The organism is Flavobacterium azizsancarii (genome assembly GCF_027980145.1).
GTDB classification, from domain to species: domain Bacteria; phylum Bacteroidota; class Bacteroidia; order Flavobacteriales; family Flavobacteriaceae; genus Flavobacterium; species Flavobacterium azizsancarii.
The window spans coordinates 16,900-30,176 of record NZ_JAMZNK010000058.1 but is presented as its reverse complement, the minus strand read 5'-3'; the positions used below and the strand labels follow the sequence as shown (position 1 = coordinate 30,176).

Sequence of the window (13,277 nt, the reverse complement as noted above, 5' to 3'; positions counted from 1 at the left end):
AAATCAGGAAGCATAAACTTCAAAAGTTCTATAGGGGTCATATAAAATTCTTAGATTACAAAGTTCTTATTTTATTTTGACATTTCCTCCCCAAGCTTTGCGCTTCATCCGAAATCTACTTTACGCACTCCTCTAAATTGACTTCTAAATGCTTTTACTTTAGCATTAAAAGATTCTGCTGAAGCATTTGCAAGGTCTGAAGTAAATTGGATAAAAAACGATGATACAACAACTAGTGCTAATGAGTTTAAAATAACTGCATCTCCAAAAGTAAAAGGAAAGACTTCTGATATCTTAGAAATATTTAGTTTGACAATCAGGACAACTGATAATGTCTTAGTTGCAAATAAAACATACAATTTATACACAAAAAACACCTATTACTTTTTACCTCTAAATGACTCCTCACTTTGTTATAAAGAAGTAAGCCTTTGGGATACAGACGAAACATCTTTTAAGGATTCTTAGGATCAACACAAAAATTCCGCTGAAGCATTCGTTAAGTTTGCAAAGCTGGACCGGATAATATTTTGTTACCAAATGCAATTGTGGAAAGTTGTTTTTCTTTTTGCTTTCCTTGCTTCTTATGCATTTTTTCTTAAATAGTTTCTAATTTGCTTTTTTAAAAGAGAAGCACAAAAAAACTATTGATTTAATGTTCTTGTAAAGTTTGTAAAGGTTCAATGGGAAATACATTGGGATTTCATTTTAATAATGACACTTCTCTTTATTTTAGATTGCGTTAGGGATGGCAGCGATATCCTTTTGCGGTAAACCCAAACTTCCAAAATAAATTTAAAAGGGTGAAATGAATTTTGTTTATCTCTGGGTTGCAAAAAGGAATGATATTATCAAAACTTATTTGTTAAGTGTATTATAAAAACAAAAAAAAGCATGATGTTTAAATCATGCTCATTTGGTTATAATAGTTTGGTCTATGAATTATAATTATCTTATTTCTTCAAAAGTATTTCCCTGGTTGATATCGCCGGTTTTAAAACCTTTTTTGAACCAGTACATTCTTTGTTCAGATGTACCGTGCGTGAAGGAATCGGGAATAACTTGTCCAGACATTTTGCTTTGAATAGCATCGTCACCAACTGCATTAGCGGCGCTTAACGCTTCTTCGATATCTCCGGTATCTAAATTTTCCTGATTGTAGTGTGTCCAGACTCCTGCATAAAAATCAGCTTGTAATTCTAAGGCAACAGAGAGTTTGTTAGCTTGGGCTTGACTTTTACCTTCTTGTGCCTGATGCATTTTTGCTGAAGTTCCAATTAAGGTTTGTATGTGATGTCCAATTTCATGTGCTATAACATAGGCAATGGCAAAGTCGCCACCCTTGGCACCGAATTTAGTCTTCAGTTCTTCAAAGAACCCTAAATCCATATATACTTTTTGATCTGCCGGACAATAAAATGGTCCGGATGCAGATGATGCTCCGCCGCAAGCCGTGTTTACAGAACCTCTAAAGAGTACTAATTTTGGATTTTTGTACTTCATTCCGTGTTCAGCAAATATTTTACTCCAAATGTCTTCATTGTCTGCGAGAATTACTCTGACAAAATTACCCATTTCTTCATCTTCCTTGCTTAACGTGGCTGTGGCTTCAGTTTGTTGTTGACCGCCTTGCAATTGTTCCAAAACAGGAGTGATAAGTTGAGCATTTTCTCCGCCAAAAACATTTACTAATAAAATAATAATACCAATAATACCACCTCCAACGACTACTTTCCCGCCAGATATTGATCGTCGGTCTTCAACATTATCACTTTGTCTTCTGCCTTGCCACTTCATATTATATTGTATTTTAGTTTATTGTAAATTATTTGTTGTACTAATTTATATATTTTTTGGGAATTACAAGTTATATGAAACGATTTAGTTTAACTATTTTAACCATTTTACTAAGGCTTCTTCTACAGTTCCTTTTATAATTGGCTTTGAGATATAATCATCCATTCCTGCTGATAGGCATTTGTTTCTCTCGTCTTTCTCAGCGCCGGCTGTTACAGCAATTATTGGAATATTTCTTCCTGAATTGATATTTCTAATGGCTTTTGTTGTTTCGTAACCGTTCATAATTGGCATTTGAATATCCATAAAAACAAGATCGGGATTAATACTTTCAAATTGAGTTACGGCTTCGTAACCATTTTCACATTCATAGATATAAGCTGTGCTGTAGAGGTTTTTGATAATAGTTTTTAATAATAACATATTTACTTTGTTGTCTTCTACAATTAAAAATGTAATGTTTTTATAGCTTTTAGTTATGTTTTTGGTAGTATGTTCAAGGTTGATTTTTTTTAATTCATCATTGTATTTTTCGTTAATACTTTGGTTGCTTGTTTTTAAATTTAAATCAAAATAAAAATTGCTCCCTGTGTCTATTTTACTTTCTAATTGTAATTTGCTTTCCATTAAGGCTAGTAACTGATTTGAAATTGTTAACCCTAAACCAGTTCCTCCAAATTTTCTTGTTGTGGAACTATCTTCTTGTGAAAAAGCTTTGAAAATTTTCTTTTGATTTTTTTCTAGAATACCAATTCCTGTATCAATTACTGAGAAGCGGATAGTACAATAATTATTTGTATGCTTTTTAAGAATAGAAACATTCAGTTTTATTGAACCCTCGTTCGTGAATTTTACTGCATTTGAAAGTAAATTAATTAAAATTTGTTTGATCCTGACGATATCTGTCCAGATATATTTAGGAACATTGTTATCGACATTTAATTCTAATTTAAGATTTTTTTGATTCGATTCGTACACAATTAGATCAAAAACCTGACCTAATACTTTTTTAATATCATATAAATCGATAAATAATTCTAGTTTTCCGGCTTCGATCTTGGAAAAATCGAGAATATCATTTATAATCTCTAACAGCGAATGTGCTGATTGATTAATAGTGGTCATGTATTTTTCCTGAATTTCTTCTAAGTCCGTTTTCATTAATAAATGGGTAAAGCCGATAATACCATTTAGTGGTGTTCTGATTTCATGGGACATATTGGCAAGGAAATCCGATTTGGATTTATTTGCAGCTTCGGCCAGTTGCTTGGCTTTTATGGCATCTTCAGTTTCTTTCTTGTTGGTGATATCAAAATAAATCCCGCCTACAAATTCAATTTCAGAGCCTTTTTTAATGACATCTCCAAATTCTTCTACCCAAATATATTCGCCTGTTTTTCTTCGAATCCGGTATATATTGTGCAAAGGTATTCCGCTTTGTAAATTATCAATTTGATTGTTGATTACTTCATCTTTATCTTCCGGATGAATAAGGGATAGAAAAGATAAATTATTTTCAATAAATTCTGACTTAGAATAACCTGTTAAATTTAAAATTTCGTCGTTAAGGAAAATTTTTGTCGAAAAAGCGTCAAATTTAGACAGGTAAACAGTTCCGGGAATATTATTGGCAATCAATTTAAATTTCTCTTCACTTTCAAGAATTTTAGCCTCATTTCGATTCCTTTCCAATGCTGATGAAATGTTATTGGCAAGAACCTGAAAGATATAGATTTCTTCTTCAGACCATTTTCTTTCTTTTGTACAATCATCAAAAGCTATGAAACCGGTAAAAATATCATTTATATATAAAGGTAAAATCAAAATCGATTTGATTTCATTATCAATTAATAGTTTTTTAAAAAAAGTATTCTCAAGTTTACGCGTCAGCTTGTTTAGTATTTTTCTATTTTTAGCAGCTTCATAAATTTCTTTTAAATTATCCTCTGTAAGTTGTTGTAGATCAGTTGTTTGATGCCTAATTCCTTTTCTTGACCATTTGTATTTCTGACTAACAGTGTTGGTTGTAAAATCTTTTTCATAATAGTACATATGATCGACTTTAGCAGCTTTGCCTATTAAATCGTAAGTTTTCTGAAACATTTCATGAGTAGTTTTGCTCAATAAAAACTTTTCAGTACATAGTGAAAGCGCATAAAGTAATTGACTTTTAAATTCTAATCTTCGCTCAGCTTCAAGACGCATTTGAGATGAAATAGCAATAGAAATTATATCTGAAATCGTTCGGGCATATGTAATGTCTTCGTTATCCCAATCTCTTTTTTCTTCAGTGCTCTCAAAACAAACTACTCCCGCCAATTGTCCACTCAAAAATATTGGAACATCCAACATTGATTTAATTTGATTTTTGGTAAAGTAGAGCTTTTGAAATTCTGATGTTTCTAGTTTATTAAATACATCCGGGGCGTTAATGATGGCTTTGTTTTTTAAAGTTTCAAAATAAATTGGATAAGATTGTTTGTCAAGAATATTTTTGTCGCTTAAGTTTTGATTATCAACGCTAAATAGGTTCTTGCACGTAATCAGGTCTTTATTGTATTTCCAGAAACTTACGCGATTTGTTTTCGTTACCGTAGCTGCTTCTTTTATAATGTAATCAATAACAGTATTTAAATTAGCATATTTGCTAAAATCTGAAGTAGATAATTTTTTTGTTGAATTGTTGTAAGCTTCTATTTTTTTTAGACGCTTTTTTTTCTCGTTTTCTATGTTTTTAATATCTGTAATATCTCTGGCTATACCAGCAAAACCGATTGTTTGTCCCAAATCATTTTTACGGGTTATTATTTTTTGGGAGATCCATAATGTTTTTCCGTTTTTCTTTAGAATTGGAATTTCGATTGTTGGAAAATTATTTTCATCAGGATCTAGATTTTCATAAAAATCAACTGCATTTCTTTGATAATTTTCATGAATAAAATTTGAGTAGTGTTGTGAGATAATTTCATTTTCAAAATAACCCAAGATCGAAAAGCCAAAATCATTTACAAAAGTAAAACAGCCATTATTGTCAATCTCAAATATAATATCTGTAGCGGTCTGAATTAGATTTTTGTATTGGTCCTGAACATTAATTTGTTCTGTAACGTCCTGACCAATGCTTATAATTAAGTCGTCGGAGAATTTTTTATCTTTCCACTGAATGTACTTGTATTCGCCATTTTTGCTTTTTAATTTTCGAATATAAAGTTTGTTTTCTGCGTGGTTTAAGTTTTTAATATTGTCAATATAATCAGTCTCTTTCGTTAATTTCCAGAATTTTAAACCAGTCACTTCTTCCGGTAAATAACCTAAAATTGATGTTATGGTCTCGCTGCAAAACAGGACTTCATTTTTTTTATTTGTGGCAATTGTTAATGAGTTTCCTTTGTGAACAATCTCATTTGTAAATCTGAAATTGTCAAGATTGTTTAATAAAACGGCATATTTTACCTGATTGAGTATGAAAATCAGAATACAGAAATTAATCAATAAGATTGATGATTTTAGAGGAATCAGATCGAAAACAATTGTGAGAACTAAAAAAACAAAAACCAAAATAATGAAAAACCAATAGACTTTTATGGGTTTTAGAATACTGTAAGAAAAGAAAAATGAAATTAAAAAAACTATTATTGGTACAACATCATTTGGAAGAATAATAATGTTGTTTGCCACATAACTTATGTAAATAAAGAAAAAGAATATAAAAATGGGTTGAATATGATCCCGTAAAAATTTTACTTTATTTGTTATAAGATAGATAATCAGGACTGCAAATCCTATTGATAAATTTACGATTAATAAGCTTTTAGGTCTGATTTTAAAGATTTCATTAATGATTTCGATTACAATAATCGCAATACCAAAGAAGAGAATGTAGAGTTGATATTCTCTGTTACCTGTTTCTACCTCTAGCTTTTTTTCTATAAAATAACCAATTCTGGCTCTGATCCGAAAGAATTGATAAACTAATATCCCCAGAAAACCAAATAACATTAATCCTAAAATGATAAATTTAGAATTGTGAAAAAAAATAATATCTGAGCTGAAAACATACCAGTTTGTAATGATTGAGTCTAGGGCATTACCGTGGGAGGTAATTCCTGAAATCAACGAATTGAAAAAACTATAGTTTTCTACCATTGAATTTGGGGTATGTTTGGTTTAGTAAAATTTCTTTTAAAAAATTTTAAATCAGAGTAGGTTAAGTTCTGTTTTTATATAAAATTTTCTGTTTATTCTAAATCCGATTGACCAATTGAATCAATTGGATCTTCCTTGTCATTTTTAAAAATTGCATGATATATAGCATATGTCATTGAATAACTAAGTGGAACTGTAAAAAGAATTCCAATAAAAAAAGCCATAAAACCCACAATTAAACCCGCTACAACTGTAGTCATTAGTCCAAAAAGCACAAGTGGTTGTTTTGAAATAATAATGAAACTTGACTTTATTGCATCAAGCGCTTTTAAATTTCCAAATATTATAAGGGGAATTGTTAAAAACGTAAAATAAGATATAATCAGTGAGATAATAATTCCTAAATTACTAAGTTTCTGAATTTCCAGAAATGTAGAAATTGAAGCACTAAACAATGATATGATTGCAGTTGCCAGAAATATTTGTAAAAAATGTTTGGTTTTATAATATGTAAAAATTGTTGAAACATTAAATTGCTGATCGCGATCTGCACAGTATGCCATTCTTAAAAAACCGGCACTAAAAGGGCTTAATAATGCTGAAAAAAGAACTGTTCCCAGAACGTAATATAGTACTTGAGTACTGGAGAGATGGATAGGCTGAATATTAAAAAATGCAGGATTGCTTAATTTATCTGCACCAAAAATTGCTGCTAATACAATAGAACCGATAATACCAAAAAGTATTGAAAATACTAATAATATTAATCCGGCATAAAGTGCTATTTTTTTATAGTTTTCAAAAGCACTGTTAAAGACATCTGAAAAATCTAAGTGATAACCGTGATTCTTAATGTCTTTGATTTGTTCAACGATAGATTTCATTTTTTATTAAGTGGTATTGTTTTTATATTTTGTCTTTTAAGATAAATATGTGACGTAAATATAATATTTTTAATCAAATCCGTCTGAAAATCTGCAAACATTACAAAATTGTTTTTCACTTATTACATCCAATCCAGTACCTTTTTTATAGATGATAATTTGCCTTTATAGGGTGCATATCGCATTGGTAAATCTAACCAATTGCCTTTTTTTACGATAGCTTTGTGGTGAGAAAAGACATCAAAGCTCAATTGTCCGTGATAAGCGCCCATACCACTGTGTCCAACACCTCCAAAAGGAAGTCTTTTGTTAGAAAAATGAATAACTGTATCATTAATGCATCCACCGCCAAAAGAATATGTTTTGATTAATTTTTTGGCGAACGATTTATTTTCGCTAAAAATATAAAATGCAAGAGGTTTCTCATAGCGATTGATTATAGTATCAATGTCAGTTTGTGTTTCGTAAGTTAAAATTGGTAAAATGGGTCCAAATATTTCTTCATTCATTACAGGACTTTCGAGTGCCGGTTCTTCAATTAATGTTGGTGAAATATAAAGTTCATTAGCGTCTGTTTCTCCTCCAAAAATTACTTTTTCAGGTTCAATCATACTTGCGAGTCGCAACCAGTTTTTGGTATTAATGATACGGGCAAAATCAGGGGATTTATCCATTTTTTTACCGTAAGCCTTTATGATTTCTTCAATTAAAAAAGTAATGAAATTAACTTTCATGTTTTTCTGAATCAGAATATAGTCCGGCGCAATACAAGTCTGACCTGCATTAATAAATTTTCCCCAGACAATACGTTTGGCTGCTAATTTTAAATTGGCGGTTTCGTCTATAACACAAGGATTTTTTCCTCCTAATTCTAAAGTGATTGGAGTTAAATTTTCTGCAGCGGCTTTTGCTACAATTTTACCAACAGAAACACTTCCTGTAAAGAAAATATAATCCCAGCGTTGGGCTAATAATTTATTTGATACTTCGACACCGCCTTCAATAACTTCTACATGATTGACATGAAATGTTTTTTCGATGATTTTCGCAATTATTGCTGATGTATGGGGTGTAAGTTCTGATGGTTTTAAAACAACTCTGTTTCCCGCTGCAACTGCAGAGATTAGAGGACATAAAGCCAATTGAAAAGGATAATTCCAGGGAGCAATTACCAATACGTTTCCATATGGTTCTTTAAAAATATAATCTGTAGAAGGAAAATTAAGAAGGGATGGGAAAACACGTTTTCGTTTTGCCCATTTATTAATGTTTTTTATGGTATCTTTTAATTCTGAAATGACATAATTTGTTTCTGTTAAAACAGCTTCAAATTCTGGCTTTTTAAAATCATCGTACAAAGCTTTTACAATTAAGTCTTCGCTTTTTTGAATATTGTACAACAATTTTTTCAGCGTTTCTCTTCTGTACCCGATGTCGTTTTTATAGTCCATTTTTATGATCACTTGTTTTTGCCTATGCAAGTTAATCGATAAAAATTAAAAAATTAACAATTGTTTCATAAAATCAAATTGCATTCCAGATTGTTTCGTCCGGAGTTGGCGCTACAATTGTAATGTTTTCTTTAGAAACGGGATGTATAAAAACTAGTTTTCTTGCATGAAGATGAATTCCACCGTCAGGATTGCTTCGGTCAAAACCATATTTTAAATCTCCTTTTATTGGGGATCCAATTGCTGACAATTGAGCGCGAATTTGATGATGACGACCTGTATGTAAATTGATTTCCAGTGCCACATAATTCTGAAGTTCTTTAAAAACAGTATAGTCTAAACTTGCCAATTTACTGTCTGGAACTTCTTTTAAATGTGCTTTTGAAGTATTGTTTTTCTCGTTTCTTTTAAGATAATGAACCAATTTGGCAGTTGTTTCCTGAGGTTTATTGTTGACAACTGCCCAATAGGTTTTTTGTGTTTCACGATTACTGAACATTTCGTTCATTCTCGTAAGTGCTTTACTTGTTCTCGCAAAAACAACAATTCCGGTTGTAGGACGATCTAAACGATGAATCACTCCCAGAAAAACATCACCAGGTTTATTGTATTTGTCTTTTATGTATTCTTTTACAACATCAGATAAAGGTTTATCACCCGTTTTATCACCTTGTACAATGTCGCCTACGCGTTTGTTAACCACAATAATATGGTTGTCTTCGTGTAGTATTTGTAAGTTGTTTTTATCTGATATTATTTTCATTGTAGATTTGTTGGGAATTTTAGATAAGGAGAAATTTTGGCTAAAGCTTTTTTATGAATTTCAAATGTTGTTGTAGTTAAAGCTCAATTTTGTTAAGTTAAGTTTTGTATCATAATTTTCTCTCCAAGTCTCCAAGCTTAAACACAAAGTTTGTCATCTCGACGAAGGAGAGATCACACTAGTATTTCCGTTCAGATATTCGCCAATCTTTGTCGAGTTTCTGTTTTGATCTCTCCTTCGTCGAGATGACACGATTGCGGATTCTGATAGCGTTATTGACACAAAAATAATTAGTCTGCATTCAAAAAACGCTTAACTTAATGGCATTGAACTTATAATTTTAAAACCTTTGAGCCTTTGTTACTTTGAACCTTAGTACCTAAAAAAAAAACTAATATTGTTCACCGGAATTAGGAAAATCACTAGATTTAACATCAGCAGCATATTGACCAATTGCTTTTGTCATTTCTTCGTATAAATTTAAGTAGCGACGTAAGAAACGCGGACTGAATTCATTGTTCATTCCTAACATATCGTGAATAACCAAAACTTGTCCGTCAACGCCACCTCCGGCACCAATACCAATAACTGGAATCGAAATACTTTTGGCAACTTGCTCTGCCAGATGGGCAGGGATTTTTTCTAAAACGATAGCAAAACAACCTACTTTTTCAAGTAATTTTGCGTCAGCGATCAATTTTTCTACTTCTTCATCTTCTTTGGCGCGAACACTGTAAGTTCCAAATTTGTAGATTGATTGAGGTGTTAAACCCAAGTGACCCATAACCGGGATTCCTGCGTTTAATATTTTTTTGATAGATTCTTTTATTTCTTTTCCTCCTTCAAGTTTCACAGCGTGACCGCCACTTTCTTTCATGATTCTGATAGCAGAACGCAAAGCTTCTTTTGGATCAGATTGGTAACTTCCAAAAGGTAAATCAACCACAACTAGTGCTCTTTCTACAGCTCGAACTACAGATGAAGCGTGATAAATCATTTGATCTAAAGTAATTGGCAACGTCGTTTCATGACCCGCCATAACATTTGATGCTGAATCGCCCACTAAAATCACATCGACTCCTGCGGTATCAACAATTTTTGCCATTGTAAAATCGTAAGCTGTTAGCATAGAGATTTTTTCTCCGTTGCTTTTCATTTCGATTAATGACTTTGTTGTGATTCTTTTATAATCTTTTTTTGCTACTGACATTTTGTTTTTTTTTGAAGATGTAAAAGTATTGAATAATTATAGATTGAAATCAGCAATAGAAGAATATTTCGATCGAAAATAACTTTCCATCTTTAAATTCTATCTTAAATTCGCTGTCTTCTATTTGTATGGAGTAAGAATGTGGTACTTTTATAGAAGCACCAATATAAGTACCGTATTTTTCGACAAATGCTTTTTCAGTTACTGAATTGTCTAATATTGCGTTTGGATTTAAAACTAACTTGTTGTTTTCGTTAATAAAAACTTTAGTTAATTCGGCCTGATTTTTTTGTTCATCTACAGAAGCTTCTAAATCTGGATAGTAATAAAAAGTTTCACTTAAATAAACACCACATTCATCGCTTACAATTGCTTTTTTAGGAGGTTTTCCGAAAGTGTTTACCAAATCTTTTTGGGTTATATACCATGATTTGGTTTTTACTCCTTTCAAAATAAATTCGGATTTTTTAACGAAAGCAAGAATTTCTTCTGGCTTTTTATGTTTTGTTACTCCTTTGGCAACAGCCATATTTAATTCTGTATCAGCAAGAAGTTTCGGATCATTTAATTGTTTAACGACTTCATAATATCTTTGATATGCAGGAGCTAAAGTAGTGTTATCACTATTCCAGGCTAATTCTACAAGTCTTTCGCCAATGGTTTTGCGCTCTGTGATATTCGCAACATCCAGTTTGTCAAAGTCATTTATTAAAGTATTGAAATCAGGTCTTTTGCCAACAAATTTTCTTAGCGTAAACCTTGCGTATTCATCATTAAAATTACCACTTATATTAACCCAGTCTTCCTGATTTTTAGGAAGGTAATTAATAGCGACAGGATCTCCTGTATTTAATATTTCTTTTATTTTTGAATTTTTATCTGGTTGTGCTCGCGCTTTTAAACCAGCAACTAAAACAAAAAGATGGTTTCCGCCGTAATAATTATCTCCGCCTTCTAAAATAGGATTTTCATTGTCTCTAACTTTAACATCTTTGGCGTTTAATCTTGTAGCGACATATTTTTCAGGAATATAACCTTCAGATAAATTATCAGCTTTTACTTTATACCAGCCGTTTTTGCTTTCTGATAATAATTGTACTTCGGCACCATATTTAAAATAGCCCAAAAAATCAGCAGAAGCATTCGAAGAAGTATACAAACGCGTATCTGAATTAAGGAAATAACGTTCCTGAGCATGCATTAAAACGGAACAAAATAGTATTGTAATAAGAAAGTAATATTTTTTCATGAAGTAAAATTTGGAAGAGTTTTTTGCCAGAGATTAAAGGATTTAAAATGATTTTTTTAATATGCTTAATTCATACTTACTTAATCTGTGTAAATCCTTTAATCTGTGGCAACCTTTATTATTTTAACAATCCGCCATATTTACAGCAATTGCCAATCCGCCTTCAGAGGTTTCTTTGTATTTAGAGTTCATGTCTTTTGCCGTTTGCCACATTGTATTGATGACTTTATCCAAAGGTACCTTTGCATTTTTAGAATCTGTTTCTAAAGCAAGTTCTGCAGCATTAATTGCTTTTATTGCTCCCATTGTATTTCTTTCGATGCACGGTATTTGAACTAAACCGCCAATTGGGTCACAGGTTAAACCTAAATGATGTTCCATAGCGATTTCGGCAGCCATTAAAACCTGAGCAGGAGATCCGCCCATTAATTCGCAAAGTGCCGCCGCAGCCATAGATGATGAAACACCAATTTCGGCCTGACAACCGCCCATTGCTGCTGAAATGGTAGACCCTTTCTTAAAGATACTTCCAATTTCTCCGGCAACCATCAAAAATTGTTTGATTTCTTTTTCGCCTGCATCGTGATTTTCAATTACCAGATAATACATTAAAACGGCAGGGATTACACCAGCACTTCCGTTTGTAGGTGCAGTAACAACGCGGCCTAAAGAGGCGTTTACCTCATTTACAGCAAGTGCAAAACAACTTACCCATTTTAAGATTTGGCGAAATTTCACTTCGGTTTTTCTGATTTCTTCCAACCAAGTTTGCGGGTTCGAATAATTCGATAAACCTATTAAATTTTGGTGCATATCAAAAGCTCTTCTGCGAACGTTCAACCCGCCTGGGAGAATTCCTCCGGTATGGCAGCCAATATACATACATTCTAACATCGTGTTCCAGATGCGCATTAATTCAGAGTGAATTTCGGCTTCCGGACGCATTGATTTTTCGTTTTCGTAAACAATTTCCGAAATGGATTTGTTTTCTGAAACCGTATAATTTAAAAGTTCAACAGCATTTTGAATCGGGAAGGGGAAAGCACATTTTATGACCTCCTTGATTTTTGCATTTGTACGTTCTTCTTTCACTACAAAACCACCTCCAATAGAATAGAAAGTAGATTCATATTCAGAATCGTCGGCTTTGTAAGCCGTAAATTTTAGTCCATTTGCATGAAAAGGAAGAAACTCTTTATTGAACACAATATCCTGAAGAAAATAAAACGGAATTTTATGTTCGTTTGCAAGAATAATCTCGTTTGTATCTTCGATCGTTTTAATGATTCCTGCAATATTGTCAACCGGGATATATTCAGGATCTTGCCCGCTTAAACCTAACATTACAGATAAATCAGTAGCGTGACCTTTTCCTGTTAATGAAAGGGATCCGTATAAGTCGACTTTAACCCGTTTAACCTGGTCTAAAATTGATTCGTCTTTCAGCTCTTCTAAAAAACGTTCTGCGGCTCTCCAAGGCCCTAAAGTATGAGAACTTGAGGGGCCAACGCCAATTTTAAGCATATCAAAAACAGAGATACATTCTTCCATTGTGCAATATTTATTAAGACAAAGATAATTGAATAATGCAATGAACTTTTACTTTCGTTTGTTAATGTTGCAGTTTTGTTAAAAAAAATATTAAATATTAATAATTTGGCAACGAAACAAATTTTATTACTTAATATGCGGTTTTCGTGAAAAGTTCGCATTTTTTTTAGGTATTTTTGTAATGAAGTAATCACTAAAGAATCCGATTTTTTTAGTTTTAAATAAA

The 13,277-nt window shown here is 32.1% G+C and carries 9 protein-coding genes; all 9 read right to left on the bottom strand.

Going from position 1 to position 13,277, the window contains the following annotated elements; all coding sequences use genetic code 11:
* Positions 1 to 104: 104 nt before the first annotated feature.
* A complete protein-coding gene (locus NJT12_RS22280) occupies positions 105 to 368 on the bottom strand; it encodes a hypothetical protein (RefSeq protein ID WP_271338328.1) in 264 nt (87 codons plus the stop codon).
* A 580-nt stretch (positions 369 to 948) separates the two neighbouring features.
* The gene (gene ypfJ / locus NJT12_RS22275) at positions 949 to 1,797 is read right to left on the bottom strand and encodes a KPN_02809 family neutral zinc metallopeptidase (protein ID WP_271338327.1); all 849 of its coding nucleotides are present in this window, start codon (positions 1,795 to 1,797) and stop codon (positions 949 to 951) included.
* Between the two features lie 93 nt (positions 1,798 to 1,890).
* The gene (locus NJT12_RS22270; protein WP_271338326.1) at positions 1,891 to 5,943 is read right to left on the bottom strand and encodes a PAS domain S-box protein; all 4,053 of its coding nucleotides are present in this window, start codon (positions 5,941 to 5,943) and stop codon (positions 1,891 to 1,893) included.
* A 92-nt stretch (positions 5,944 to 6,035) separates the two neighbouring features.
* Positions 6,036 to 6,827: a DUF2189 domain-containing protein gene (locus tag NJT12_RS22265; RefSeq protein WP_271338325.1), complete on the bottom strand. Its 792-nt coding sequence runs from the start codon at positions 6,825 to 6,827 to the stop codon at positions 6,036 to 6,038.
* A 122-nt stretch (positions 6,828 to 6,949) separates the two neighbouring features.
* Positions 6,950 to 8,278 carry an aldehyde dehydrogenase gene (locus NJT12_RS22260; protein WP_271338324.1) on the bottom strand — a complete coding sequence of 443 codons (1,329 nt, stop codon included), beginning with the start codon at positions 8,276 to 8,278 and terminating at the stop codon, positions 6,950 to 6,952.
* Between the two features lie 73 nt (positions 8,279 to 8,351).
* Entirely contained in the window at positions 8,352 to 9,041 is a 690-nt protein-coding gene (locus NJT12_RS22255) for an RluA family pseudouridine synthase (RefSeq protein ID WP_271338323.1), read from the bottom strand.
* A gap of 391 nt (positions 9,042 to 9,432) precedes the next feature.
* Positions 9,433 to 10,251 carry a 3-methyl-2-oxobutanoate hydroxymethyltransferase gene (gene panB, locus NJT12_RS22250; RefSeq protein ID WP_271338322.1) on the bottom strand — a complete coding sequence of 273 codons (819 nt, stop codon included), beginning with the start codon at positions 10,249 to 10,251 and terminating at the stop codon, positions 9,433 to 9,435.
* A gap of 49 nt (positions 10,252 to 10,300) precedes the next feature.
* Entirely contained in the window at positions 10,301 to 11,500 is a 1,200-nt protein-coding gene (locus NJT12_RS22245; RefSeq protein WP_271338321.1) for an SH3 domain-containing protein, read from the bottom strand.
* A 123-nt stretch (positions 11,501 to 11,623) separates the two neighbouring features.
* On the bottom strand, positions 11,624 to 13,051 hold the full coding sequence (locus tag NJT12_RS22240) for an L-serine ammonia-lyase (RefSeq protein ID WP_271338320.1): 1,428 nt from the start codon (positions 13,049 to 13,051) through the stop codon (positions 11,624 to 11,626).
* Between the last annotated feature and the right edge of the window lie 226 nt (positions 13,052 to 13,277).